This is a genomic window from Rhizobium acaciae, assembly GCF_025941625.1.
In the GTDB taxonomy this organism is placed as follows: Bacteria; Pseudomonadota; Alphaproteobacteria; order Rhizobiales; family Rhizobiaceae; genus Rhizobium; species Rhizobium acaciae.
Genome location: NZ_JAPCZO010000008.1, coordinates 57,380 through 81,500, shown reverse-complemented (window position 1 = coordinate 81,500; position 24,121 = coordinate 57,380). Strand labels below are relative to the sequence as shown.

At 62.3% G+C, this 24,121-nt stretch carries 24 protein-coding genes; 9 read left to right on the top strand and 15 right to left on the bottom strand.

Features of this window, described 5'->3' with window-relative positions; translation table 11 throughout:
• Positions 1 to 3: 3 nt before the first annotated feature.
• The 6 genes from OLZ32_RS14495 to ubiE all read right to left on the bottom strand — a co-directional run bounded on the left by OLZ32_RS14495 (position 4) and on the right by ubiE (position 7,953).
• Positions 4 to 1,101 carry a DUF917 domain-containing protein gene (locus OLZ32_RS14495; RefSeq protein WP_264421491.1) on the bottom strand — a complete coding sequence of 366 codons (1,098 nt, stop codon included), beginning with the start codon at positions 1,099 to 1,101 and terminating at the stop codon, positions 4 to 6.
• On the bottom strand, positions 1,082 to 2,362 hold the full coding sequence (locus tag OLZ32_RS14490; protein WP_264421489.1) for a Zn-dependent hydrolase: 1,281 nt from the start codon (positions 2,360 to 2,362) through the stop codon (positions 1,082 to 1,084). The genes OLZ32_RS14495 and OLZ32_RS14490 overlap by 20 nt, the downstream gene beginning before the upstream one ends.
• Positions 2,359 to 3,738, bottom strand: coding sequence for a dihydroorotase (locus tag OLZ32_RS14485; protein ID WP_264421486.1), 1,380 nt, complete (start codon positions 3,736 to 3,738; stop codon positions 2,359 to 2,361). Before OLZ32_RS14485 ends, OLZ32_RS14490 begins: the two co-directional genes overlap by 4 nt.
• 23 nt (positions 3,739 to 3,761) lie before the next feature.
• A complete protein-coding gene (locus OLZ32_RS14480) occupies positions 3,762 to 5,348 on the bottom strand; it encodes an aromatic amino acid lyase (protein WP_264421484.1) in 1,587 nt (528 codons plus the stop codon).
• Between the two features lie 191 nt (positions 5,349 to 5,539).
• Entirely contained in the window at positions 5,540 to 7,114 is a 1,575-nt protein-coding gene (ubiB, locus tag OLZ32_RS14475; RefSeq protein WP_264421482.1) for a 2-polyprenylphenol 6-hydroxylase, read from the bottom strand.
• 62 nt (positions 7,115 to 7,176) lie between these two features.
• A complete protein-coding gene (ubiE, locus tag OLZ32_RS14470; RefSeq protein ID WP_003544815.1) occupies positions 7,177 to 7,953 on the bottom strand; it encodes a bifunctional demethylmenaquinone methyltransferase/2-methoxy-6-polyprenyl-1,4-benzoquinol methylase UbiE in 777 nt (258 codons plus the stop codon).
• A 149-nt stretch (positions 7,954 to 8,102) separates the two neighbouring features.
• Between ubiE and mutM the strand changes: the two genes are divergently transcribed.
• From mutM to OLZ32_RS14445, 5 genes are all read left to right on the top strand, one after another.
• Positions 8,103 to 8,993, top strand: coding sequence for a bifunctional DNA-formamidopyrimidine glycosylase/DNA-(apurinic or apyrimidinic site) lyase (gene mutM / locus OLZ32_RS14465; protein ID WP_264421480.1), 891 nt, complete (start codon positions 8,103 to 8,105; stop codon positions 8,991 to 8,993).
• A gap of 38 nt (positions 8,994 to 9,031) precedes the next feature.
• Complete coding sequence (locus OLZ32_RS14460; RefSeq protein ID WP_003544817.1) at positions 9,032 to 9,805, top strand: enoyl-CoA hydratase; 774 nt, start codon at positions 9,032 to 9,034, stop codon at positions 9,803 to 9,805.
• A 192-nt stretch (positions 9,806 to 9,997) separates the two neighbouring features.
• Complete coding sequence (gene rpsT / locus OLZ32_RS14455) at positions 9,998 to 10,276, top strand: 30S ribosomal protein S20 (protein WP_003544819.1); 279 nt, start codon at positions 9,998 to 10,000, stop codon at positions 10,274 to 10,276.
• 858 nt (positions 10,277 to 11,134) lie between these two features.
• Positions 11,135 to 12,685 (top strand): chromosomal replication initiator protein DnaA, encoded by a 1,551-nt coding sequence (gene dnaA / locus OLZ32_RS14450; RefSeq protein ID WP_017990080.1) that lies wholly within the window; start codon positions 11,135 to 11,137, stop codon positions 12,683 to 12,685.
• A gap of 136 nt (positions 12,686 to 12,821) precedes the next feature.
• Positions 12,822 to 13,904: a saccharopine dehydrogenase family protein gene (locus OLZ32_RS14445; protein WP_017990081.1), complete on the top strand. Its 1,083-nt coding sequence runs from the start codon at positions 12,822 to 12,824 to the stop codon at positions 13,902 to 13,904.
• 67 nt (positions 13,905 to 13,971) lie between these two features.
• Here the strand turns inward: OLZ32_RS14445 and hemW are convergent, their stop codons facing one another.
• Genes hemW through rph form a run of 4 tightly spaced genes read right to left on the bottom strand, consistent with a single transcriptional unit; the run spans position 13,972 to position 16,970 of the window.
• A complete protein-coding gene (gene hemW, locus OLZ32_RS14440) occupies positions 13,972 to 15,174 on the bottom strand; it encodes a radical SAM family heme chaperone HemW (protein ID WP_264421477.1) in 1,203 nt (400 codons plus the stop codon).
• Positions 15,175 to 15,183: 9 nt separating this feature from the next.
• Positions 15,184 to 15,828, bottom strand: coding sequence for an RdgB/HAM1 family non-canonical purine NTP pyrophosphatase (gene rdgB, locus OLZ32_RS14435; RefSeq protein ID WP_131719540.1), 645 nt, complete (start codon positions 15,826 to 15,828; stop codon positions 15,184 to 15,186).
• On the bottom strand, positions 15,829 to 16,254 hold the full coding sequence (locus OLZ32_RS14430; RefSeq protein ID WP_221940762.1) for a VOC family protein: 426 nt from the start codon (positions 16,252 to 16,254) through the stop codon (positions 15,829 to 15,831). It lies immediately after the preceding gene.
• Complete coding sequence (rph, locus tag OLZ32_RS14425; protein WP_011650181.1) at positions 16,251 to 16,970, bottom strand: ribonuclease PH; 720 nt, start codon at positions 16,968 to 16,970, stop codon at positions 16,251 to 16,253. Before rph ends, OLZ32_RS14430 begins: the two co-directional genes overlap by 4 nt.
• Before the next feature lie 128 nt (positions 16,971 to 17,098).
• On the opposite strand from rph, the gene hrcA reads away from it, so the two are divergent.
• Entirely contained in the window at positions 17,099 to 18,187 is a 1,089-nt protein-coding gene (gene hrcA, locus OLZ32_RS14420) for a heat-inducible transcriptional repressor HrcA (protein ID WP_264421473.1), read from the top strand.
• A gap of 110 nt (positions 18,188 to 18,297) precedes the next feature.
• Complete coding sequence (grpE, locus tag OLZ32_RS14415; RefSeq protein ID WP_264421470.1) at positions 18,298 to 18,930, top strand: nucleotide exchange factor GrpE; 633 nt, start codon at positions 18,298 to 18,300, stop codon at positions 18,928 to 18,930.
• Positions 18,931 to 18,969: 39 nt separating this feature from the next.
• On the opposite strand, the gene OLZ32_RS14410 is transcribed toward grpE, so the two are convergent.
• A complete protein-coding gene (locus tag OLZ32_RS14410; RefSeq protein WP_264421468.1) occupies positions 18,970 to 19,914 on the bottom strand; it encodes a nucleoside hydrolase in 945 nt (314 codons plus the stop codon).
• 280 nt (positions 19,915 to 20,194) lie between these two features.
• Here OLZ32_RS14410 and OLZ32_RS14405 point away from each other — a divergent pair, with 280 nt between their 5' ends.
• Together OLZ32_RS14405 and OLZ32_RS14400 are read left to right on the top strand one after the other, a co-directional pair.
• Entirely contained in the window at positions 20,195 to 20,620 is a 426-nt protein-coding gene (locus OLZ32_RS14405; protein WP_003544836.1) for an Hsp20 family protein, read from the top strand.
• Between the two features lie 47 nt (positions 20,621 to 20,667).
• The gene (locus OLZ32_RS14400; RefSeq protein ID WP_003544838.1) at positions 20,668 to 20,925 is read left to right on the top strand and encodes a BQ00720 family protein; all 258 of its coding nucleotides are present in this window, start codon (positions 20,668 to 20,670) and stop codon (positions 20,923 to 20,925) included.
• Between the two features lie 51 nt (positions 20,926 to 20,976).
• On the opposite strand, the gene OLZ32_RS14395 is transcribed toward OLZ32_RS14400, so the two are convergent.
• The 4 genes from OLZ32_RS14395 to OLZ32_RS14380 all read right to left on the bottom strand — a co-directional run bounded on the left by OLZ32_RS14395 (position 20,977) and on the right by OLZ32_RS14380 (position 24,036).
• Positions 20,977 to 21,243, bottom strand: a complete 267-nt coding sequence (locus OLZ32_RS14395) for a DUF2277 domain-containing protein (protein WP_003544842.1) — start codon at positions 21,241 to 21,243, stop codon at positions 20,977 to 20,979.
• A 246-nt stretch (positions 21,244 to 21,489) separates the two neighbouring features.
• On the bottom strand, positions 21,490 to 22,194 hold the full coding sequence (gene trmB / locus OLZ32_RS14390; protein WP_264421466.1) for a tRNA (guanine(46)-N(7))-methyltransferase TrmB: 705 nt from the start codon (positions 22,192 to 22,194) through the stop codon (positions 21,490 to 21,492).
• Positions 22,195 to 22,202: 8 nt separating this feature from the next.
• A complete protein-coding gene (gene metK, locus OLZ32_RS14385; protein WP_003544852.1) occupies positions 22,203 to 23,441 on the bottom strand; it encodes a methionine adenosyltransferase in 1,239 nt (412 codons plus the stop codon).
• A 178-nt stretch (positions 23,442 to 23,619) separates the two neighbouring features.
• Complete coding sequence (locus OLZ32_RS14380) at positions 23,620 to 24,036, bottom strand: helix-turn-helix domain-containing protein (protein ID WP_003544853.1); 417 nt, start codon at positions 24,034 to 24,036, stop codon at positions 23,620 to 23,622.
• Between the last annotated feature and the right edge of the window lie 85 nt (positions 24,037 to 24,121).

Here is a 24,121-nt window from a genome sequence, read left to right as displayed (position 1 = left end):
GGCTCAGGCCTTCGTCGCCAATGCATAACGTGCGATCTCGATCCCCATCGCCTTTTCGACGACGGGATAGACGGTCGGATCGAGCACGCTTGCCGACAGCGGAATGATATCCATCGGCACATGCAGGATGAACACCCGCATGCCCTCCTTGAGCTGGCCGACGCTGAGCGGCTCGCCCTCCGGTGAAAGCGTGGTGATGACGGCGGGAAAGGTCGCAAGCCGTCCGCCATCCGCATCATCCACCGCCATATATTCGTTCATCACATGCAGCGTTACCGATGTTCCGCCCGAGCCGACAGTGATCGTGCCGATGTCGAAGGCTTCCTTGGTGTAGACGACGTCCTTGCGGGTGATGACGCCTTCGGCAAGGATATGTCCGCCCGTCGTCTTGCAGATCGCATCGATGACATCAGATCCGCCGCGCTTCTCCGCCGCGATGATTGCCTCGCCGAGCGCAAGCGCCATCGAGATGCCGCCGAGCGCCGCATGGGTGCGGACATAGGAGGCCCGGAGCGGATTGCGGCAGCTGGCGATGAAGCCGCCGGATTGGTCGGCGGCGGCCCGCAGCACCGGCGAGATCTTCGCCGTCGCGCCCTTCACGACGAGTTCGATATAACGGTTCTCGGCGCGATTGCCGCCGACGGCGGTCTGAATCATCGGCTCGGGCGATCCGGCCATGCCGATGGAGCCCATGTCGCCCGTCGGATGCGCGCGGATATCGCCGACCGCGTCGACCACCTTGGTGCCGAGGATTGCTGAGGGCAGCCAGCCGTTCAGCGTCGAGGATTTGCCGTTCTGGCCGATGATCAGCCCGGAAAGCTTTTCGCCGAGCGCCTCCTGCAGCAGCTGCACGGCCTTCACATAATCGATGCCCTGCATTTCCCAGGGGGTGGTGGAGGCCGGCGCGCCGATCGCAGCCGCAGTCGCAATCCAGTCCTCGTCCTTCAGCTCGTCGATCGAGACCAGCTCCGGCTTGCCGACATTGACGGCGGCATAACCGAGCACCCGTCCGTGATCGGCCCAGCCGCCGCCGCCGGCGGCATAGACGGAGCCGCCCTTGACGGCAGCTTCCACGTCCTTCTCAACGAGTATGCGTCCCATTCGCCTTCTCCTGATTCAAGCGCGTGTCCATCTCGCGCACCGCCTCGAAAAGCACGGCGGCGCCGAGCGCGATATCGTCATTCTCAGCCCATTCATCGGCCGAATGGCTGCGGCCTTCCCGGCAAGGCACGAAGATCATCGCCGCCGGCGCCACCTTGGCGATCCAGGCCGTATCGTGCCCTGCTCCGGAGGCCATGCGCCGGTGTTTCGCGCCGACGCGCTCGCAGGCAGCCTCCAAGGTCGACAGCAGCCCGGCATCGCCAGGCGTCGGCTGATTGTCGGAAACCCGGTTCGGCGTCTTGATCGTCACGGCATAGGCGCCCGCCAGCTTTTCGACATGGCCCTCGAGCCAGCGGCAGAAAGCCTCCATGTCGGCACGGATTTCGGCACGGCCATCGATCAGCAGCACCACCTTCGACGGCACGACATTGGCGGCATTCGGCTCGATCCGGAATTCGCCGACCGTCGCCGCGAAATGCCCCGGCGACTTGGCAAGTTCGGCGGCGGCATTGCGGATGTCGAGCACCAGCTGTGATGCCGCCACCAGCGCATCTGCCCGCCGGTCCATCGGCGTCGTGCCGGCATGGTCGGCCCGCCCTTCGACGGTGATCTCGATCCGGGTGATGCCCGAGATCGCGGTGACGATGCCGACATCCTCCTTTTCGGCTTCGAGCACCGGGCCTTGCTCGATATGAAGTTCCAGAAAGCCGGATATATCGGCCCTGTTCTGCTGCATCAGCACATCGGGTCTGCCGCCGACCTCGGCGATCCCCCCGGCCAGGTCGCGCCCGTCGCTGACGCGCGAAAGCCAGGCCTCCGGCAGTTGGCCGGTCATGCCGCGGCTGCCGACGCAGGACACACCGAAGATGCTGACCTCCTCGGCAAGAAAATCGACGATTTCCAGATCGTGATCGAGTTCGATATTCTGATCGCGCAACGCCCGCGCCACCTCCAGCGCCGAGATCACGCCGGCGATGCCGTCGAAGCGGCCGCCGTCCGGCACCGTGTCGGAATGCGAGCCGATCATGATCGTGCCGAGCCATGGTTTCCGGCCTGTCCGCCGGCCGATCAGATTGCCGGCGGCATCGATCCGCGTTTCCAGTCCCGCCGCCTTCATCCGTGCTTCGATATAGGCCCGGCCATCGAAGAAGAGCGGCGAGAAGGCTCGCCGCGTCCAGGGATGCCCCGGCTCGGTAATCCCGGCCAGCGCCTCGATATCTTCAGCGATCCGGCCGGCATTGACGGGTAGATTGCGGCTCATGCTTCAGCTCCCGCAATGACCTGGCGCGGCAGCGGCCGCACGAACCGGCCGGTGCCGGGCTCGGCCAGCACCTTCGCGCCCTCGGCGATCTTTTCACCGCGCAGATAGGTGGCCGAGACGGTCCAGGGCAGGCGGATGCCGTTATAGGGGCTCCAGCCGACGACATTGTTGCCGCTCGCGGCGGCGTCATAGACGCTGTCGCGCGGCTCCAGCACGACGATATCGGCATCCTTGCCAGGCGTCAGCGCACCCTTGATATGGTCGAGCCGGAAATGCTTCGCCGGGTTCTCCGCCATCAGCCTGGCGGCCCATGTCAGCGGAATGCCGCGTTCGATGGCACCTTTGACGAAAAGCGGCACCATCACCTCGAGACCGGGAACGCCGGAGGCATTGGCGAGCATGTCGGGATTGGTCTTGCGGTTTTCCGACCAGCTGACGTGATCGGTCGAGACCAGCCAGACATCGCCCTCGGCCACCTTCCGCCAGAGCCTCTCCACCTCGGCGCGCGGCCGCACGGGCGGATTGATCTTCGCCTTGCCGCCGAGGCGCTTCACGTCGTTTTCCTCGTCGAGCGTCAGGTAGTGGATGCAGCATTCGACTGTTGCCGCAAAGCCGTCGCGGCGATAGGCGCGCGCGATATCGTAGCCGCGCCCGAGCGAGCAGTGCACCACATGCGCCGGGCAGCCGGTATTGGCACCGGTCTCGAAGATCGTGTGCATCGCCAGCAGTTCGGTGATCGGCGGCCGCGACAGGCCGTGCGCCCGCCAATCGGTGATGCCGCTTGCCTTCACTTGCTCCATGTAAGTGCGCACCGCCTCGTCGTCTTCATTGTGCACGCCCGCCGTCAGCCCCGTCGGCGCGATTGCCGCAAAGCAGGCGTCGAGCAGGGCCGGCGGAATGCGCGGAAAGCGCTTGGGATCGGTGCCGAAGGTCGAGAATTTGAAAGCCGCGACGCCTGCCTCCACCATTTCGCGGATCCGCGCCGGCCCTTCTTCGGGATCGACGGTGCCGTAAAGCGCGAAATCGACGCGCGCCTGCGGACCGGCATGGTCGATCTTCCGCTTCACCGCCGCCGCCGAGCAGACGAGATTGCCTTCGTCATAGGGCATGTCGACAATGACAGTCACGCCGCCGGCCGCCGCCGAGCGTGTCGACCAGAGGAAATCCTCCTGGTCTTTCTGGGAAAGCGAATGCACTTGCGCGTCGATCGCCCCGGGTAGGATCAGCGATTTTCCGAGCAGATGCCGTTCGCGGCCCGCCGGCGGCACGCCGAGGCCGACCTCGGCGATTTTGCCGTCGCGCACGGCGACATAGCCCTCGTCGAGAATGCGGTCCGGCAGCACCACCGTGCCCTGCAGAACGAGATCGAAATCCATGGCGCTTCCTTCCTAAGCTGAAATCAGACTGCTGCCGGCTCGTGATGGGTTAGCCGTTCCTCGATGCGCTCCAGCGAGCCGAGGGCGAAGAAATCGTCGAAGGAGGCGATCGGAACCTGCTCGGTTAGCTTGGTCACGAATTCGTCCGAACCAAGTTCCTCCTCGATCGCCTCCACTTCAGCCGAAAGCGGCCGGTCGACCGTATAGAAATCCGCATGTTTGCGCACGACCTCGTAGAGCATGGCGGCGACACCCTTCGGTTCATCGCCGAGAATGTCGATCGCCTGGGCAGACAGCAGCGCCTCGAGGGCTGCGAGACGCTTCAGCGCCCGCATCTGCCGGTCGAAGCGCTCGATGACCAGCGGCAGGAAGGCCGCCTCGTCCTCCAGCCCGGCCGCAACCACCAGCGACTGCGCCGACACGGGATTGGACATCGACAGCACGCGTGAGAAGATCTCGCCGGCAAGTTTGATGATCGGCCCGAAACCGGTGGCGATCCGCCCCGGCGGCACGAGATTGACCGGCAGGTCGCGCCGCTGGCCGTTGCCGAGAATGACGCAGCGGTTGAAGGCGTTGCGCGCCGCATGCGCCATGCAGAGTGCTGCCGATTCGAGCAGGATCGTCACATCGAGGGGAAGCGAACCGCCCGACGTCATCACCCGGCCCTCGACCACGACGGGATTGTCGTCCGAGCGCCCGGTGGCGGCAAGGATCTTATGGCCGGTCGATAAGAGGTTCTCGATCACCGCGCCGAACACCTGCGCGATCATCCGCAGGCTGAGCGGATCCTGCACATGCGTTGCCACGGGCCAGTTCCATTCGTCGGAGGCATTGCAGAGCCAGGCGCCGATCAGCGCTTCGCGCGCCGTTCCGACATGCCGGACCGCCTTCCAGGGATCGCGGGAGGCGCCAAGCGCGCCGGCCGCCATCATCGCCGTCGCCAGCAGGACGCGGATCGAGGCCGCGGCGTTGCGCGTCGTTTCCGCTGCCGAGGCAAAGCTCACCGCATTGATGCTGAGTGAAGCGAGGCTGTCGCGCGGCGCCATCCGCATCGGTTCCAGCCCGGCCGCCTGGAAAGCCTCGGCCGCCTGCATCCGGTTGCCGCGATAGATTGCTTCCCCGACGCCGGTCAGCACCGCGCCGATCTGTCCCATCAACCCGATATCCGCACAGCCGATCGAGCCGGTACGGCGCACGACCGGGATGAGATCGGCCTCGAGCATCCTGATATAGGCTTGGATCAACTCCGGCGTGCACCCGACCTGGCCGGTCAGCGCCGTGTTGATTCGGATCGCCATGGCATTGCGCACGATATTGCAGGAAAAGGGGGTGCCGGTGCCGAAATGATGGGCGCGCACCAGGCCGAGATTGAAGGTGTCGAGTTCGTCGGCCGACCACTCCACATCCTTCATGGCGCCGACGCCTGTCGTCGAGCCGTAGACGGGCATGCCGGAGGCAATCGCATCCTCGACGACCTCGCGGGCGATCGCGATGCGGGCCATGCCTGTCGCCGAAGCCGAAACCGCCGCCTTGCCCGCCCCGATCGTCACCATCTCGGCAAAACCGAGCGGTCGTCCGGAAAGTTCGATGCCAGGGCGTTCGTGCTTCATGTGCCATATCTCCCTAGAATGGGATGATTTTAGGCCGATCGGCCCAAAATCTGAATCCCGTTCTAAATTAAAGAGTCAGAGCATGATGTCGCTCACACTTTCGGCATCATGCTTTGAAGACGAGACTAAGCGAGCCCTCCGTCACATGGGATATCCCAAATGCCGAACACAGCATGTTTTTGGCAGGCGGATCAGCTCAGCATCCAGGCAATATAGACAAGCGTCAATGCGATGATCCACAGGGCAATCTTGGCCGAACGGTTGTGCCGCGCTTCGGCCTTGCCGATCGCCTCCGCCGTCTCAGCGTCGAAACGTAAGCCGTGCTCGCTCATATGCAGCAGCTGATGGTGGAATTTTTCGGTCTTCGCTGCGATTTCCGGCACGGCTTCGGCGAGCTTGACCGCCGCCTTCAACCCGTCCTTGAGATCGGTGGCGATCCGTTTCGGTCCGAGATTGGTACGGATCCAGTCACCGACGACGGGCTCGGAGGCCTTCCACATGTTGAAGCGCGGATTGAGCATGCGCGATACGCCTTCGACCACGACCATGGTCTTCTGCAGCATCACCAGCTCCGGCCGCGTCTCCATGTCGAAGAGCTCGGTCACTTCGAAAAGCAGCGTCAGCAGCTTGCCCATCGAGATCGTCTCGGCCGGTTGCCCGTGGATCGGCTCGCCGATTGCCCGGATCGCCTGGGCGAAGCTTTCGACATTGTGGTGGCCGGGCACATAGCCGGCCTCGAAATGCACCTCGGCGACGCGGATATAGTCGCGGGTGATGAAGCCGTAGAGGATTTCGGCGAGGAACCGCCGTTCCTTCTTGCCCAGCCGCCCGACGATGCCCATGTCGACGGCGACGATCATGCCATCAGCATCGACGAAGAGATTGCCCGGATGCATGTCGGCATGGAAGAAGCCGTCGCGCAGCGTGTGGCGCAGGAACGACTGGATCAGCGTATCGGCAAGCAGGTTGAGGTCGTGGCCCGCCGCGCGCAGGCCCTCGACATCGGACATTCTCGTGCCGTCGATCCACTCCATGGTGATGACGTCGCGCCCGGTGCGCTCCCAGTCGACCTTCGGCACGCGGAAACCCGGGTCTTTTTCGGTATTTTCGGCGATCTCGGAAAGAGCCGCCGCCTCCAGGCGAAGATCCATCTCCACCTTGGTCGTCTGCTCCAGCGTCTTCGTCACCTCGACTGGCCGCAGCCGCCGGCTGGACGGCAGGAAACGCTCCTGCATATGGGCAACGAGATACATCGCCTCGATGTCATGGGCAAAGCGCTGGCGCACGCCGGGCCGCACGATCTTGACGGCGACCTTCTTCCGGCCTTCGGCGCTCTCGACCTCGGCCGGATGCACCTGCGCGATCGAGGCGGCGGCGATCGGATCGCCGAAGCTCGCATAGAGCTCGCCGATCGGCCGCCCGAGCGAGCCTTCGATATTGGCCTTGGCGGCCGCCGAGGGAAAGAAGGCCATCCGGTCCTGAAGCTGCGACAGGTCGTTGGCGAATTCGACGCCGACGACATCCGGCCGCGTTGCCAGGAACTGCCCGATCTTCACATAGGAGGGACCGAGCCGCTCGACAGCCTGGGCCAACCGGTCGCTGCGCTTCTGATGCCGCGCCTTGCTTCGCTCGAAAATCGTGACGAAGGATTTGGCGAGCGCGACCGGAGGCGGCAGCCCCTCGGAAGGAAGGGCGGACACGACACCCTCACGCACGAGCACCCAGCCGACGCGCCAAAGGCGGAAATATGCGCCGAATGTACTCATGTTCTGTTTGATTCTCGCGCGACGCTATTCGAAAACCGCTCTACACTTTTCGGCGTCATGCGTCAGAGCTTCCAGCCGGAATGGAGTGCGGCGATGCCGCCGGTATAATTGGTGAAGGTGACGCGCGAAAAGCCGGCCTGGCGGATCATTGCCGCGAAATTCTCCTGGTTCGGGAACTTGCGGATCGATTCCACCAGATATTGGTAGGGTTCGGCGTCGCCGGTGATCGCCTTGCCGAATTGCGGAATGGCGTTGAACGACCAGGCGTCGTAGATCTTGTCGAGAAGCGGCATATCGACTTCGGAAAATTCCAGCACCAGCAGCCGTCCGCCGCGCTTCAAGACGCGATAGGCCTCAGACAGCGCCGCATCGATCCTCGGCACGTTGCGGATGCCGAAGGCGATCGTATAGGCGTCGAAGCTGCCTGCCTCGAAAGGCAGTTCCTCGGCATTTGCCTCGACGAAGGTGAGATTGCCGGAAAGCTTCTTCTTTTCCGCCCGCTCGGCGCCGACGCCGAGCATCGAACCGTTGATGTCGAGCACGGTGGCATGCGCCTGTCTGCCCGACGCCTCGACGATGCGGAAGGCGATATCACCAGTGCCGCCGGCAACGTCGAGTACCTTGTAGCCCGGCTCCTTGCGCGGGTTCAGCGCCGAGATCATCGCATCCTTCCAGGCGCGGTGCATGCCCATCGACATGACGTCGTTCATGATGTCGTAGCGCTTGGCGACCTTGTGGAACACCTGGTTGACCAGGCCCTGCTTCTCGCCGTCAGCTACTTGGCGGAAGCCGTAGGAGGTCTCCATGCCGCCATCGGCGGAAGTGCGGCTTTCTGACATCAGACTGCTCCGTTCCTGAAGATTCGGGCGCGACGGCCATAGCGAAAGACCGCGCGCGACGTTATCTATGGGCCGCGTTTTCCGCGGCACACTGGCGCTATAGCGCACATCGTCGTCGGTTGAAACACGTTAGAGATAGATGGGTTAAGATGCCGGAATTGCCAGAAGTCGAAACGGTGAAACGCGGCCTGACGCCGGCGATGGAGGGCACGCGCGTCACCAGGCTGGAGCTGCGCCGCGGCGATCTGCGCTTCCCCTTTCCCGACGCTTTCGCAGACAGGGTTTCCGGCCGCACCATCGTCAGCCTTGGCCGCCGCGCCAAATATCTGCTGGTCGATCTCGACGACGGCAACACGCTGATCTCGCATCTCGGCATGTCCGGTTCGTTTCGCATCGAGGAGGGTGCGACCTCCGCCGCGCCGGGCGAATTCCACTATGCCCGCTCGAAGGACGAGAAGCACGATCACGTCGTCTTCCATCTGCAAGCGGCAAGCGGCCCCCGCCGTGTCGTCTATAACGATCCTCGCCGTTTCGGCTTCATGGATATGGTGGGACGCGCCGATCTCGCCGCCCACCCCTTCTTCCGCGATCTCGGCCCGGAGCCGACGGGAAACGAGCTCAGCGCCGCCTATCTGGCCGAACGCTTTCGGGACAAGGCGCAGCCGCTGAAGCGTGCGCTGCTTGACCAGAAGAACATTGCCGGTCTCGGCAATATATATGTCTGCGAAGCATTGTGGCGCTCGCATCTTTCGCCGATCCGCGCCGCCGGCACGCTGGTGACGGCGACCGGCCGGCCGAAGGCACGGCTCGACCTGCTCGTCGCCTCGATCCGCGACGTCATCGCCGACGCGATCGCCGCCGGCGGATCATCGCTGCGCGACCACATCCAGACCGACGGATCGCTCGGCTATTTCCAGCATTCCTTCTCCGTCTATGATCGCGAAAGTCAGGCTTGCCGCACGCCCGGCTGCGGCGGTACGGTCGCCCGCATCGTCCAGGCGGGTCGCTCCACCTTCTATTGCGCCACCTGCCAGAAGTAAGCCTGCCAGAAGTAAGAGCGAGAAACCGGGAGAACAGCATGGCCTATGAGACCCTGATCGTCGAAACCCGAGGCAATGTCGGCCTCGTCACGCTGAACCGCCCGCAGGCGCTGAACGCGCTGAATTCCACCGTCCTGAAGGAGCTGAAAGAGGCCTATGCCGCCTTCCACGCCGACGAGACGGTCGGGGCGATCGTGCTGACCGGTTCCGAGCGCGCCTTTGCCGCCGGCGCAGATATCAAGGAGATGCAGCCGCTTGAGTTTGCCGATATCTATAAGAGTGATTTCATCAGCGGCTGGGATGAGGTCGCCAAGGCGCGCAAGCCGGTGATCGCCGCCGTCAGCGGTTTTGCGCTCGGCGGCGGCTGCGAGCTCGCCATGATGTGCGATTTCATCATCGCCTCGGAGACGGCGAAGTTCGGCCAGCCGGAAATCACCCTCGGCGTCATTCCCGGCATGGGCGGCTCGCAGCGGCTGACGCGCGCCGTCGGCAAGGCGAAGGCGATGGACCTTGTCCTGACCGGACGCATGATGGATGCGGCGGAAGCCGAACGATCGGGACTCGTTTCGCGTGTGGTCGCGCCCGAACGTCTGCTCGACGAGGCTTTTGCCGCAGCCGAAAAGATCGCTTCGCTGTCGCGCCCCTCGGTGATGATGGCCAAGGAGGCGGTCAACCGCGCATTCGAGACCACGCTGGAGGAGGGCTTGCGTTTCGAGCGCCGGCTGTTTCACAGTCTCTTTGCCACGGACGACCAGAAAGAAGGCATGGCCGCCTTCGTCGAGAAGCGCAAACCTGCTTTTACGCACCGTTGAATGCTTTTAGGCGCTTGCCGGTGGTAAAGCTTGAAAATCCGCGTTGACGTGGGCCGGCTTTAGAGTTATATGCCCGCCCACGGTTCGGAAAGCCGGTTTGGTTTTCCGCGATTGGTCCCGCATTGCTGGATTTTGTGGCCGCAGGGCCCGCGGTAATGGCGGAGTTTGTTCGAATTCTTGAGAGAGGCATCCATGGCCAATACAACTTCGGCGAAAAAAGCGACCCGCAAGATCGCCCGCCGTACCGACGTCAATAAGGCTCGTCGCTCGCGCGTTCGTACTTTCGTTCGCCAGGTCGAAGAGGCCATCGCATCCGGTGACGCCGCCAAGGCGAAGGAAGCTTTCCTGGCTGCTCAGCCCGAGCTTGCCCGCGCCGCCAGCAAGGGCGTGCTGCATTCCAACACGGCATCGCGCAAGGTCTCGCGTCTGGCTGCTCGTGTGAAGGCTCTTTCGGTCACCACGACCGCGTAATCTTCCGTTAAGGACTTCTTCTTTATGATTAGCCCGGTAATTTTACCGGGCTTTTTCGATTCCGCCGATCAGACCCTGCATGGTTAATCTCACGACTGTTTCGTGTCAGCGCCATGACAGGAAAAATTGTTCAAAAACAATGACTTGCGCAAGGATGCTTTTGCACTGCGCGACTCCGCCCCAAGCTTCCGGGACCACAGGCGAGTCAAGAGGATTTTATTTTTTTTCTTTCAATGCGTGTCAAAATAGCCCGAACGGGGGAATCTCTTTGATTCAACTGCGATTCTTTTTTGACGCTGGTGTGACGCCCGAAAACGGCAGGCGGAGTCAATGGCCGCTTGTTAATTTTGCGTAAAATTCATCGTTGATATTGCCGTTTGATCCTGCCTAAATGGCTTCCAACAGAGGGCGCGGACATCACCTGCAGAGGCTCGGTTTTAACTGCCACGTCGGCAGGGCGATGAGTTTGTGCCTTTTGTTACGGAGCCTTGCGCTTTCGTTTTTTCAAGCACTCGACGGATTTGGGCCGTAACGTGGCTGTTACGGAGCGGGGATGTTTTGTGCCTTCAGTGGCCACACGTTTAAGGCGAGGCCGCCGGAGAAGGTAAAGTAATATTGCGTTCGGGCTGGTCGGCCGAAAACGAGGTTCGACCGACAGCCTGACACGGAAAGCCGATGAAGGTTGCCGCATGAATGCGGCCCCTGCAACGGAGTTCTGTGTCGGTCCCATTGAGGGGCCAGTGTTTTGAGTGAACCGGCAGGCGAGCGGCTCATGAGGATCCGTCAGCCCGCCAAAGCGGGGATTGATCGGGCGGCTGTTTTAGCGGATGCCGCCCGGTGGAATTGAAAGGCGGCATTATGCAGATGAATACGATGACGACGGGCGGGCTCGACAATGGGGATGCGGCACCGCAAGCGTTCGGCTCCATTCGCCTCGAAGCGGGCGAAGCAAAGGCGGAAATGAAGCAGAACGTATTGTTTGAGCGCGTCAGCGCGCGCTTGAAGGCCCAGGTCGGTCCTGACGTCTATGCCAGCTGGTTTGCCAGGCTGAAGCTGCATTCGGTATCGAAGAGCGTGGTTCGCCTTTCGGTTCCCACGACCTTCCTGAAGTCGTGGATCAACAATCGTTATCTCGATCTCATCACCGGTCTGTTCCAGGCCGAGGATCCGGAAATTCTGAAAATCGAAGTCCTGGTGCGTACGGCAACGCGCCACGGCACCAAGGCGCTAGATGAGGCGGTCGCGCCGGAACCAGCCGCCCCCACGCAGATGCGCCGCCCGACAAGCGCGCAGCCGGCCGGTCAGGCCGTCCAGCAGGCGGTTTCGGCTGTTGCCGCCGCAAGGCCAGCAAGCTTCGGCTCGCCGCTCTTCGGTTCGCCGCTCGATAGCCGCTTTACCTTCGACACCTTCGTCGAAGGCAGCTCGAACCGGGTCGCACTTGCGGCGGCAAAGACCATCGCGGAAGCCGGTCAGGGCGCCGTGCGCTTCAACCCGCTCTTCATCCATTCGACCGTCGGCCTCGGCAAGACCCACCTGCTGCAGGCTGTCGCCAATGCGGCAGTGCAGAACCCGCGGGCTCTGCGCGTCGTCTATCTGACGGCCGAATATTTCATGTGGCGTTTCGCCACCGCGATCCGCGACAATGATGCGCTGACGCTGAAGGATTCGCTGCGCAACATCGATCTCCTGATCATCGACGACATGCAGTTCCTGCAGGGCAAGATGATCCAGCATGAATTCTGCCATCTCCTGAACATGCTGCTCGACAGCGCCAAGCAGGTCGTCGTTGCCGCCGACCGTGCGCCCTGGGAGCTGGAGTCGCTCGACCCCCGCGTTCGCTCGCGGCTGCAGGGCGGTGTCGCGATCGAATTCGACGCGCCGGATTACGAGATGCGTCTCGAAATCCTCAAGCGTCGCCTGGCTGTCGCCCGGCTCGAAGATCCGTCGCTCGAAATTCCGGCCGAACTGCTCCAGCACGTCGCCCGCAACGTCACGGCCAGCGGCCGCGAACTCGAAGGCGCCTTCAACCAGCTGGTCTTCCGCCGCTCCTTCGAGCCGAACCTGTCGATCGAACGCGTCGACGAACTGCTCGCCCATCTGGTCGGCTCCGGCGAGCCCCGTCGTGTGCGCATCGAGGATATCCAGCGCATCGTCGCAAGGCATTACAATGTCTCGCGCCAGGAACTGGTGTCGAACCGCCGCACCCGCGTCATCGTCAAGCCGCGCCAGATCGCCATGTATCTGTCGAAGACGCTGACGCCGCGCTCCTTCCCGGAGATCGGCCGCCGGTTCGGCGGGCGCGATCATACGACCGTGCTGCATGCTGTGCGCAAGATCGAAGAGCTGATTTCGGGAGACACCAAGCTTTCGCACGAAGTCGAGCTTCTGAAGCGCCTGATCAACGAATAATCGACGGGTTCTTCCGAAAAATCCACGGCTGGAAGCGATTCCGGCCGTTTTCCTTTATAAGTTTTTTATTCTATACCTCCCGCGCATTACGTGCATGTCAAGACTGAAGCGCCAAAACGGCGCGTGGGAGGAATGAATGAGTTTCGAAAAGATCGCCGTTCTCGGCCTGGGCAAGGTCGGACGGCTGGCGGCGACGCTGTTGCATGAAGGCGGCTTCGAGGTCATCGGCGTCGACGCGCAATTGCCGCTGAGCGACGTTCCCTTCAAGTGCCGCACCGGCGATATCTCCGAACCGGAAGTGATCGGCGAACTGCTCTCGAATGTCGAGGCGGTGCTCTCCTGCCTGCCTTATCATTTGAACATCGAATTGGCGCGCGCCGCCCATCTTGCCGGCATCCATTATTTCGATCTGACCGAAGACGTTCCGACCACCAATTTCATCATCGAGCTGTCGAAGACGGCGCGCGGCCTGATGGCGCCGCAATGCGGCCTGGCGCCGGGTTTCGTCGGCATCGTCGGCGCAAGCCTGGCCGACGGCTTCGATCGCTGCCGGTCGATCCGCATGCGCGTCGGCGCCCTGCCGCAGCATCCGACCGGGCTGCTCGGCTACGCCTTCAACTGGTCGCCCGAGGGCGTCGTCAACGAATATCTGAACGACTGCGAGGTCATCGAGGGCGGTGTGCGCAAGCTCGTCTCGCCGATGGAATGGCACGAGACCGTCTATGTCGGCGGCGTCAAGCTGGAAGCCTTCACGACGTCTGGCGGCCTTGGCACCATGTGCGATACGATGCTCGGCAAGATCGACAATCTCGATTACAAGACCATGCGTTATCCCGGCCATATGGAGCTGATGAACTTCTTCTTCCACGAGCTGTTGATGCGCGACAAGCGCAAGCTCGCCGGCGAGATCCTGACCAATGCCAAGCCGCCGGTTGAAGACGATGTCGTCTATGTCCATGTCGCCGCCGAAGGCACCGAGAATGGGAGCTTGCGCCGCAAGGAGTTCGTGCGCGCCTACTACCCGATCGAGATTGCCGGCGCGCGCCGCACGGCGATCGCCTGGACGACGTCGGCCTCCGTCGTCGCCGTCATCGAGATGGTCCGCGACGGCCTGCTGCCGACGACCGGCTTCCTGCACCAGGAGCATATTCCGCTGGAGATGTTTTTGAAGACGCCGACCGGCAACCTCTTCAAGACGGGCGCGACAAGCCACGGCTGAGACATGCCTTCTTGCGCGGCGGTGATGTCAATGCCGCCGCGCTGCAAATCCACACATCGTATGGGTGTCAGCAGGCGAGATCGGCGACGACGGAATCGAGGATCAGCATGCCTGATGGCGTGCAGCGCAGGCGTGAATTGCCGATCCGCTCGATGAATTTGTGTTCGAGCAGGAATTCCTCGCGTTTCGGGTCGAGGTCGCGGCCCGAAAGCTGCTGCCAGCGGGCAAGATCGACGCCTTCTCTCAGCCGCAGCCCCATCAGCAGCAGCTCGTCGGACTGTTCCTCGAAGCCGAGCCGCTCCTCGTCGAGAATTCCGTGCCCATCACGCTCGACCATATCGAGCCAGGTTTCCGGCTTGCGCTCGGTCGCCGTCGCGAGCTTCTCCGGGCCACGCGTCAGCCGGCCATGGGCGCCCGGGCCGATGCCGGCATAATCGCCGTAGCGCCAGTAGGTCAGGTTATGCCGGCTTTCGGCCCCCGGCCGGGCATGATTGGAAACCTCATAGGCCGGCATGCCCTCGCGCGCGGTGATCTCCTGCGTCGCCTCGTAGAGCAATGCCGATTGCTCGCCATCCGGCACGATCAGCTTGCCGGCCTTGTGCAGGCCGTAGAAGGGCGTGCCTTCCTCGATGGTCAGCTGATAAAGCGAAAGATGGTCAACCGCATAGGAGATCGCCTCTTTCAGTTCCTTTTCCCATTCCTCGACCGTCTGCTCCGGCCGGGCATAGATCAGGTCGAAGGACATGCGCGGGAAGATGTCGCGCGCCAGCCTTATCGCCTTCAGCGCGTCGGCGACATCATGCAGCCGGCCGAGGAATTTCAGGTCCCGGTCATTCAGCGCCTGCACGCCGAGCGAGACGCGATTGACGCCGGCCGCCCGATAGCCGCGGAACCGTTCGGCCTCGACGCTCGAAGGATTGGCCTCCATGGTGATCTCGATGCCATCGGGCACATGCCAGTGCCGCGCAATGCCGTCGAGAATGGCGGAAACCGTTTCCGGCTTCATCAGCGAGGGCGTGCCGCCGCCGAGAAAGATGCTCGTCACCGTCTTCGGGCCGCTGATCGCCCGGACTGCCGCCATCTCCTTCAGGAAGGCTGCTGTAAAGCGCTCCTGATCCACCGGCTGGTGGCGCACATGGCTGTTGAAGTCGCAATAGGGACACTTCGCCGCGCAGAAGGGCCAATGCACATAGACGCCGAAGCCCGGCTCGCCGGTATCTGGCAGCAGAGCCGCGTCGCGCGAGGTGCTTGGCGTGTCGAAATTGACCACGGACCGTCCCTATGCCTCCAGGCAGGTTTCGACAAAGAGTTTGAAGGCGCGGGCCCGGTGCGACAGCGCTTGCGGCTTGCCGACGTTCCAGCCGTGTTTTTCCTCGCCGCTCATTTCGCCGAAGGTGATGTCGTAGCCCTCGGGCTGGAAGACCGGATCGTAGCCGAAGCCCTGGGTGCCGCGCGGCGGCCAGACGACGCTGCCTTCCACCTCGCCACGAAACAGCTCCGTGTGCCCGTCCGGCCAGGCGAGGCAGAGCACGCTGATGAACCGCGCCCTGCGCTGTTCGGGCTTTGTCGCGCCGGCATCCTGCAGCGCCTTTTCCACCTTGGCCATCGCCATGTCGAAATCGCGCGTGCCGTCTGCCCTCTCCGCCCAATTGGCGGTGTAGACACCGGGATCGCCGCCGAGTGCATCGACCACCAGCCCGGAATCGTCCGACAGCGCCGGCATGCCTGACGCATTGGCCGAGGCGACCGCCTTGATCGTCGCATTCTCCTCGAAGCTCGTGCCCGTCTCATCCGGTTCGACGAAATTCAGCTCGGCGGCCGATTTGGCGGTGAAGCCGAGCGGCCCGATCAATTCCTGGATCTCACGGATCTTACCGGCATTGTGGCTGGCGACGACGATGGTCTTCGTTTCAAGCTTGCGCATTCAGATGTCCTGTTCGATGCCCCAGATTTTAGCTTCCGCGCATTCCAGGCTGTTGCCATCAGGATCGCGGAAATAGATCGAGCGGCCGCCGTTCGGCCAGCGCACTTCGGATTCGATCGCAACGCCCGCCGCCGTCAGCCGTTCGGCCATGGCATCGATATTGCGGCCGGACACCCGGAAACAGGCATGGCCCTGGCCGGTCGTGCCATGCGGCGGCACCTGCAGTGCTTCCGGCGCCGGCGGCTTCACCGTTTCCTTAGGGTTGAAGATCAGGAGAACGCCTGGCCCGCAGCGGAAGAAGACATGCCTGTTGGCGGCGCGGGCAATCTTTTCAAGCCCGAGAACGTCTTCGTAGAACGTCTCGGCCTTATCGAGATCCCGCGCATAGAGCGCCGTTTCCAACATGCCTTCCAGCATGGGGTTCATCCTTCGACGGCTTGCTTCTGTAGCGCCACGAGTTCGCCGATGCCGTTTCTGGCAAGCTGCATCAGCGAGGTGAATTCGCCCTCGCTGAACGGCGTGCCTTCGGCCGTGCCCTGGATCTCGACGATGCCGCCGGTGCCCGTCATGACGAAGTTCGCATCGGTCTCGGCCGAGGAGTCCTCGAGGTAATCGAGATCGATCACCGGCTGGCTGGCGAAGATACCGCAGGAGATGGCGGCGACATGATCCTTCAGGACCCGATCGACCTTGATCATGTTGCGGCTTTCCATCCATTTCAGGCAGTCGTAAAGCGCGATCCAGCCGCCGGTGATCGAGGCGGTCCGCGTGCCGCCATCGGCCTGGATGACGTCGCAATCCAGCGTGATCTGCCGTTCACCGAGCGCCTGCAGGTCGACGACGGCGCGCAGCGACCGGCCGATCAGCCGCTGGATTTCCTGGGTGCGGCCGCCCTGCTTGCCGGCGGCGGCTTCGCGCTTCATGCGTTCGCCGGTCGCCCGCGGCAGCATGCCGTATTCGGCCGTGACCCAGCCCTTGCCGGTATTGCGCAGCCATGGCGGCGTCTTTTCTTCGAGGCTCGCCGTGCAGAGCACATGCGTATCGCCGAACTTCACCAGGCAGGAGCCTTCCGCATGCTTGGAAAAATTGCGCTCGAACGAGACCTTGCGCATCTGGTCGATTTTTCTGCCTGAAGGCCGCATTCTTATCTCCTGGGGTTTATTTGACCGCTTCTACGATTGGCGGCGCTCATTTGCAAATTCCCTTTTGCCACGGGTGTTAGTTTGACTTACTTTTCAGGAAGTATCATCAGCACGGGTTCGAAAGCTTCATGGGCATCAGGTCGACGACGGTTTCGGATGCCGTAGCTGCGCTGGACGAGCGCTCCAGGGAAATTTTTCGTCGCATCGTCGAAGGTTATCTGGAAAGCGGCGAGCCGCTCGGTTCGCGCAACCTGTCCCGTATCCTGCCGATGTCGCTGTCGCCGGCCTCGGTGCGCAACGTCATGAGCGATCTCGAAGAGCTGGGCCTGATCTATTCGCCGCATGTCAGCGCCGGCCGGTTGCCGACCCAGATCGGCCTGCGCTTCTTCGTCGATGCCTTCATGCAGGTCGGTGACCTCTCGGCCGAGGAGCGCGCCAACATCGACCGCCAGGTGCGGGTCGAAAGCGGCGGCAATCCTGTCGAATCGATGATGAACGAGGCCAGCCGCATGTTATCCGGCATTTCGCGCGGCGCCGGACTCGTCATCACCTCGAAAAGCGATCCGGTGCTGAAACATGTCGAGTTCATCCGGCTCGAACCGACAAAGGCGCTGGCCGTGCTCGTCGGCGATCATGATCAGGTGGAAAACCGCATCATCGAGCTGCCGGCGGGCGTCACCTCCTCGCAACTGACGGAAGCAGCGAATTTCCTCAATGCCCATATGTCCGGCCAGACCCTGCCGGAGCTTCGCAAACAATTAAGCCGGCTGAAAGACGACGTCCGTCACGAACTCGATGCCCTGTCGCGCGATCTCGTCGAGCGCGGCATTGCTGTCTGGGCCGGCAGCCCGGACGAGGGAAAGCCGACGCAGCTGATCATCCGCGGCCGCGCCAACCTGCTCGAAGGCCTCGCCGGCGCCGAGGATCTCGACCGGCTGCGCCTGCTGTTCGACGATCTCGAGAAGAAGGACAGCCTGATCGAGATCCTCAATCTCGCCGAAAGCGGTTCGGGCGTGCGCATCTTCATCGGTTCGGAGAACAAGCTCTTCTCGCTGTCCGGCTCGTCGCTCATCGTCGCGCCCTATCGTGACGACGATGATCGCATCGTCGGTGCCGTCGGCGTCATCGGCCCGACGCGGCTCAATTATTCGCGCATCGTGCCGATGGTGGACTATACAGCCCAGCTCGTCTCCCGCCTTTCGCGCAATCAGCTTTGACGCGCAGCTATCAGTCACGCGGAATTTTCGCTTCTTTGTCACGCAGACTTGATTTTTTTCGGTCAAACCTCGATATCGGGCGCATCTGAAGACACCAACCGGAGACCGTCATGACCGATGACACGACGAAAAACGGACCTGACGCAACTGCGGCCGATGCCGCAGCCGACGCTGCCGCCTACGTCGAGAACGAAACTGCGCAGCAAGAGCCCGCCCAGCCGGACCCGATCGAGCTTCTGAAAGCCGAAAACGGCGAACTGCGCGACCGCTATCTGCGCCTTGCTGCCGAGATGGACAATCTGCGCCGGCGCACCGAGCGCGAGGTGAAGGATGCCAAGTCCTATTCCGTCGCGGGTTTCGCGCGCGACATGCTCGCCGTCTCGGATAATCTGCGCCGCGCGCTCGATGCCATCCCTCCGGAGACCAAGGCCGCGGCCGATGCCGGCCTGAGCACGCTGATCGAGGGTGTCGAGATGACCGAGCGCGCCATGCTGTCGGCTCTCGAGCGCCACGGCGTTCGCAAGCTGGAGCCGGTTGGCCAGAAGTTCGATCCGAATTTCCATCAGGCAATGTTCGAGGTGCCGAACCCCGACGTGCCCAACAACACGGTCGTCCAGGTCGTGCAGGCAGGCTTCACCATTGGCGAGCGCGTGCTGCGCCCGGCCATGGTCGGTGTCGCCAAGGGCGGCCCGAAGCCGACCGAAGCCGAAACCAACTCCGTCTTCGACGAAAAAGACGCCTGAGATCGTTTCCTTCCTCCTCGCGAGGAGGGAAACCGAAGTTTAGATGCGGGCGAAGCGTTCGATCAGCAGATCGAAGAAGCCGTCCGCATCGACATGGCGCATGACCCTGGCATTGCGCTTGCGCTCGGTCACATGCCACCAGTCGACGACCGTCATGCCGACGGTCAGTTCGGACTGGACCTCGATCTCGACATTGCAGTCCCGGCCCTTGAAAAGCTCCGGCTTCAGCAGGTAGGCGACAACGGTCGGGTCGTGCAGCGGCCCGCCGTCGGAACCGTATTTCTCGATATCGAAGCGTTCGAAGAATTCCAGCATCTCGACCATGGCCTTTGCCGGCGCCGTGCCGATCTCGGCCATACGTTTCACCCGGTCCTTGCGGGTCAGCAATTGATGCGTCACGTCAAGCGGCATCATCACGATCGGAACGCCTGAGCGGAAGACGACATCGGCGGCTTCGGGGTCGACATAGATATTGAATTCGGCCGACGGCGTGATGTTGCCGCCCTCGAAGAAGCCGCCGCCCATCATCACCAGCTCGCGGATGCGGGGGACGATGTCGGGCGCCTTCTGGAAGGCCATGCCGATATTGGTGAGCGGCCCGAGCGTGCACAGCGTCACTGTGCCTTCCGGCTCGCGGCGCAGCGTCTCGATGATGAAGTCGACGGCATGGCCGACATGCAGCGCCATCGTCGGTTCGCTGAGTTCCGGACCGTCGAGGCCGGTCTTGCCATGCACATGTTCGGCGGTCACCAGCTTGCGGGCGATCGGCGCGTCGGCGCCGGCGAAAACCTTCGTCTCCGTCCGGCCGCAGAGCTCGCAGACGATGCGCGCATTGCGGCTGGTGAGCGAAAGCGGCACATTGCCGGCGACCGTCGTGATCCCCAGCACCTCAAGCTCATCGGGACTGCCGAAGGCAAGCATGATGGCGGCCGCGTCGTCCTGGCCGGGATCCGTGTCGATGATGATCTTTCTTGCGCTTGCCATTCCGATCGTTCCATCCTCGCACTGCGTGTTATCGGGTATGCACCGATTTCTTCACGTCCCGTCACAAATCAGCACATTCCGCGCGGGCACGTTTTGATGCGAGGCAGCGGACGCTTTGTCAAGGAAAGAGCCGGGCCGCCACCACCTCAAAATTGAGAGGGGCGCCGACACGTCGCGTCCCATGCCTTGCAGCGCCGGGCTCCTCTCCCCATATTAGCGGCATCCGGATGCTGCCCGTTAAGGTCCGGGATGGTCGCTTGCATCAAGGACTTGAAACGAGATGAGCCGCATTACCCCTTTCGCCAGCCCGCTGCTTCTGGGCTTCGATGCCATGGAAAAGACGCTGGAGCGCATTTCCAAAGCGAGTGACGGATATCCGCCTTATAATATCGAACGCATCGCCGCCGACACCGGCGCGCCGGAACGTCTGCGCATTACCCTTGCCGTGGCCGGCTTCAGCGAGGAGGAGCTCGATGTCTCCATTGAGGAGAACCAGCTAGTGATCCGCGGCCGCCAGGTCGAACAGGGTGAACGGGACTATCTTTATCGCGGTATCGCCGCCCGTCAGTTCCAGCGGACTTTCGTTCTTGCCGACGGCATGCAGGTGCTCGGCGCCGGCCTGAAGAACGGTCTGCTCTCCGTCGATCTAATTCGTCCGGAACCGGCGCGAATGGTCAAGAAAATTAACATTTCGGTCTCACAGTAGCACAACGGTTTGTCGAACCGTTGGTCCCTTCTCCCGGAGGAACAGGAATGTTGATGAAAGAAGCCACGTCTCACTTGACCAAATCCGAGCTTGCCCACATCGGCAACGGCGAGGTCGCCTATATCAGAAAAATGCGGACCGATGAGGTCGCCAAGTGCTTTCCAGAGGCGCCGGATATCGATCCGAACGTCGATCTCTGGGCACTCTTTGGCGCCGACGGCACGCCGATCCTTTTGACGGACAACCGCTCCAGCACTTTTTTCAAGGCTGCCGAGGACGAATTGAAGACGGTCAGCCTGCACTGACCGTCAAGGCCATTTGAGCCTTGATTGAGATCTCTGCGTGACAGGGTTTTCTTAAGCGAACCGGACCGCGGTTCTCGCGCGCGCCTTTGCCGCTACCTCCTCGCGATCACGAGGAGGTTGAGACGTTTCCAGCGAATCGAGCAGCTCGCGGGCGCATGCCGCGATCGAACTGACCGCGTGCTCGAATGCGGCTTCATTGCGCTTCGATGGTTTGGTCGTTCCGCTCACCTTGCGTACGAACTGGAGCGCGGCGTCATGGATCTCGTCGTCCGTCGCTGGCGGATCGAAATTGAACAGGGGTTTTATATTTCGGCACATGACTTGCTCCCGGTCATTGTCTCTCTTCATTTGAGAGGAGGGTGGCCAGCACAGAAAATAGTCGCGTGAGCGCTAATGGCAACCGGTCGACGGCGGAACTATACGCGCCGCAAGTGAGAGCGTAGCTCGTTCAGTCCGGTTTGTTGTCGTTGTCGGCTTTAGAGCCGGATGCCGGAAATTCGTTAGGCAAGCGTCCGACGCGACCATTCGCGCCGAAGAACATCACGGGCGCGTTCGCCGACTTGCCTATTGCCTCTTCCTGAATGTCAGGTAGGCCGAAGACCGGCCCTCGCGCCGCGCCTTGGCCTCGTAACGGGTGCTCGGCCAGCCCTCATAAGGGTTCAGCCAATCCGCTGCATTGTTGGCTATCCAGTCGAAGCCGCCATGGTCGCGGCATTTGATCAGCGTCCAGTTCACATAGGTGTCGATGTCGGAGGCGAAGCAGAACAGGCCGCCGGGCTTGAGCACGCGATGAAAGCGGTCGAGATTGGTTTTCGAGACGAAACGCCGCTTCCAGTGCTTCCGCTTCGGCCAGGGGTCGGGATAGAGCAGGTCGATCTGATCGAGTGCGCCGTCCGGCAGCCAGTCGAGCAGCTGCGTCGCGTCGTCATTATAGACGCGGATATTGGAGGCACCCGTCTCGCCGATGCGCGACAGCAGCTTCTGCATGGAATTGACGAAGGGTTCGACACCGATGAAGCCGGTCGAAGGTGTCTCCAGCGCGCGGTGGATCAGATGCTCGCCGCCGCCGAAACCAATTTCCAGCCGCAATCTTTCGACTGGAACCGGGAAAAGGGAAGTCAGCGGCTCCGGGGGAGCCGCTGACAGATCGATCAGGAATGCCGGCAGCAGACTGTTCAGCGTCTCGGCCTGCTGTTCGCGCAGGGCCTTGCCCTTGCGGCGACCGAAGAAGGCTTCGGTCGCCCGGCCGCGGCGTTCCATATCCGTCATGCTTTATCTCAGGCCTTCACGCTTTCCTTGAGCGCCTTCACGAGGTCGGTGCGCTCCCAGGAGAACGAGCCGTCGCGGCCGGCCTTGCGGCCGAAATGGCCGTAAGCGGAGGTCTTGGCATAGATCGGCTTGTTGAGGTCGAGATGGCGGCGGATACCGGTCGGCGAAAGGTCCATGTTCTTGCGGATAGCCGCTTCGATCTGATCCTCGGTGACCTTGCCGGTGCCATGCAGGTCGACATAGATCGACAGCGGCTGGGCGACGCCGATCGCGTAGGAGATCTGGATCGTGCAGCGGTCGGCAAGACCGGCGGCGACGACGTTCTTGGCAAGATAGCGGGCGGCATAAGCGGCCGAACGGTCGACCTTCGTCGTGTCCTTGCCGGAGAATGCGCCGCCGCCATGCGGAGCGGCACCGCCGTAGGTGTCGACGATGATCTTGCGGCCGGTGAGGCCCGCATCGCCGTCCGGTCCGCCGATGACGAACTTGCCGGTCGGGTTGATATACCACTTGCAATCGTCGGCGATCTTCAGCTCGCCGAGCGCTTCGCGGATATAGGGCTCGACGACGGCGCGGACCTTCTTCGAATCCCAGCTCTCGTCGAGATGCTGGGTCGAAAGCACGATCGAGGTTGCTTCCGACGGCTTGCCGTCGACGTAACGCACGGTCACCTGGCTCTTGGCGTCGGGGCCGAGCTTGGCGACTTCACCGTCGCCCTTCTTGCGCGCAACTGCCAGCAACTGCAGGATCTTGTGGGAATAATAGATCGGGGCCGGCATCAGGTCCGGCGTTTCGCGGCAGGCATAACCGAACATGATGCCCTGGTCGCCGGCGCCCTCGTCGCCCTGCTGGTCGGCGGCGCTGTCGACGCCCTGCGCGATGTCGGCCGACTGCGAGTGCAAGAGCACGTCGATCTTTGCCTTCTTCCAGTGGAAGCCATCCTGCTCGTAGCCGATATCCTTGATGGCGCGGCGGGCGGCGGCCTTGAACTTCGAAGGATTGATGACGTCCTTGCCATCCTTGTCCTTCTTCATCAGGCTCGGCGGCAGGCGGACCTCGCCGGCGATGACGACGCGGTTGGTCGTCGCCAGCGTTTCGCAGGCAATGCGCACGCCCCACGGATTGACGCCGGTCTTGGCCGCTTCGCGGTAGACCAGATCGACGATCTCGTCGGAGATGCGGTCACAGACCTTGTCCGGATGACCTTCGGCAACAGACTCGCTGGTAAAGAGATAATTCGCGCGCATTTCGGGATTCCCCTCAAAGAATAAAAGCCAGCTAGTAGGTACTCAGTTCGAGGGCCGATGACAAGCGCAGAAGGACATAAATATATCTTTATATCTGCGGCAAAGTGACAAATTTTGCCCCAAAAACGCAAAAAAGGCGGCCTTTCGACCGCCTTTCGAATTCTGCGCTGGTCTTGGTTCAGTCGGCGTCGGCTTCAGCGGCCAGGGCTTTCACCAGCTCCACGACCTTGCGGCGAACCTTGGGATCGGAAATCTTGACGAAGGCGCGATTGAGCTGCAGTCCTTCCGAGGACGACAGGAAATCGACGACGTAATTCGAGCTGGAGGCTTCCATGCCGCCGCCGGCACTGGAATGTTCGCCGGGCGCGTCCTCGAAGAAAAACGACACCGGAACATTGAGGATGTTCGAGATGTTCTGCAGGCGGCTTGCGCCGACGCGGTTGGTGCCCTTTTCGTATTTCTGGATCTGCTGGAAGGTGATGCCAAGGCTTTCGCCAAGCTTTTCCTGGCTCATGCCCAGCATTGTACGGCGGAGGCGAATACGGCTGCCAACATGGATGTCGATCGGATTCGGCTTCTTCTTGTTTTCAATCATGGTCGTGCCCTAGCTAAGAATTTCAACCTGTTTCTAACCGGCATGCCCCTGATCCATCCCAAAACGCCACGTTGCAAGCGGTGAG

What these genes read in the sequence shown, in the direction of transcription:
- OLZ32_RS14410 (WP_264421468.1), bottom strand. Translation starts at nt 19,914, where the DNA reads ATGGCAAGCGCAAGAAAGATCATCATCGACACGGATCCCGGCCAGGAC.
- OLZ32_RS14495 (WP_264421491.1), bottom strand. Translation starts at nt 1,101, where the DNA reads ATGGGACGCATACTCGTTGAGAAGGACGTGGAAGCTGCCGTCAAGGGC.
- OLZ32_RS14480 (WP_264421484.1), bottom strand. Translation starts at nt 5,348, where the DNA reads ATGAAGCACGAACGCCCTGGCATCGAACTTTCCGGACGACCGCTCGGT.
- OLZ32_RS14380 (WP_003544853.1), bottom strand. Translation starts at nt 24,036, where the DNA reads ATGATTGAAAACAAGAAGAAGCCGAATCCGATCGACATCCATGTTGGC.
- dnaA (WP_017990080.1), top strand. Translation starts at nt 11,135, where the DNA reads ATGCAGATGAATACGATGACGACGGGCGGGCTCGACAATGGGGATGCG.
- OLZ32_RS14485 (WP_264421486.1), bottom strand. Translation starts at nt 3,738, where the DNA reads ATGGATTTCGATCTCGTTCTGCAGGGCACGGTGGTGCTGCCGGACCGC.
- OLZ32_RS14405 (WP_003544836.1), top strand. Translation starts at nt 20,195, where the DNA reads ATGAGCCGCATTACCCCTTTCGCCAGCCCGCTGCTTCTGGGCTTCGAT.
- OLZ32_RS14400 (WP_003544838.1), top strand. Translation starts at nt 20,668, where the DNA reads ATGTTGATGAAAGAAGCCACGTCTCACTTGACCAAATCCGAGCTTGCC.
- OLZ32_RS14430 (WP_221940762.1), bottom strand. Translation starts at nt 16,254, where the DNA reads ATGAACCCCATGCTGGAAGGCATGTTGGAAACGGCGCTCTATGCGCGG.
- OLZ32_RS14460 (WP_003544817.1), top strand. Translation starts at nt 9,032, where the DNA reads ATGGCCTATGAGACCCTGATCGTCGAAACCCGAGGCAATGTCGGCCTC.
- trmB (WP_264421466.1), bottom strand. Translation starts at nt 22,194, where the DNA reads ATGACGGATATGGAACGCCGCGGCCGGGCGACCGAAGCCTTCTTCGGT.
- ubiE (WP_003544815.1), bottom strand. Translation starts at nt 7,953, where the DNA reads ATGTCAGAAAGCCGCACTTCCGCCGATGGCGGCATGGAGACCTCCTAC.
- mutM (WP_264421480.1), top strand. Translation starts at nt 8,103, where the DNA reads ATGCCGGAATTGCCAGAAGTCGAAACGGTGAAACGCGGCCTGACGCCG.
- metK (WP_003544852.1), bottom strand. Translation starts at nt 23,441, where the DNA reads ATGCGCGCGAATTATCTCTTTACCAGCGAGTCTGTTGCCGAAGGTCAT.
- grpE (WP_264421470.1), top strand. Translation starts at nt 18,298, where the DNA reads ATGACCGATGACACGACGAAAAACGGACCTGACGCAACTGCGGCCGAT.
- hrcA (WP_264421473.1), top strand. Translation starts at nt 17,099, where the DNA reads ATGGGCATCAGGTCGACGACGGTTTCGGATGCCGTAGCTGCGCTGGAC.
- ubiB (WP_264421482.1), bottom strand. Translation starts at nt 7,114, where the DNA reads ATGAGTACATTCGGCGCATATTTCCGCCTTTGGCGCGTCGGCTGGGTG.
- rpsT (WP_003544819.1), top strand. Translation starts at nt 9,998, where the DNA reads ATGGCCAATACAACTTCGGCGAAAAAAGCGACCCGCAAGATCGCCCGC.
- OLZ32_RS14395 (WP_003544842.1), bottom strand. Translation starts at nt 21,243, where the DNA reads ATGTGCCGAAATATAAAACCCCTGTTCAATTTCGATCCGCCAGCGACG.
- rdgB (WP_131719540.1), bottom strand. Translation starts at nt 15,828, where the DNA reads ATGCGCAAGCTTGAAACGAAGACCATCGTCGTCGCCAGCCACAATGCC.
- rph (WP_011650181.1), bottom strand. Translation starts at nt 16,970, where the DNA reads ATGCGGCCTTCAGGCAGAAAAATCGACCAGATGCGCAAGGTCTCGTTC.
- OLZ32_RS14445 (WP_017990081.1), top strand. Translation starts at nt 12,822, where the DNA reads ATGAGTTTCGAAAAGATCGCCGTTCTCGGCCTGGGCAAGGTCGGACGG.
- OLZ32_RS14490 (WP_264421489.1), bottom strand. Translation starts at nt 2,362, where the DNA reads ATGAGCCGCAATCTACCCGTCAATGCCGGCCGGATCGCTGAAGATATC.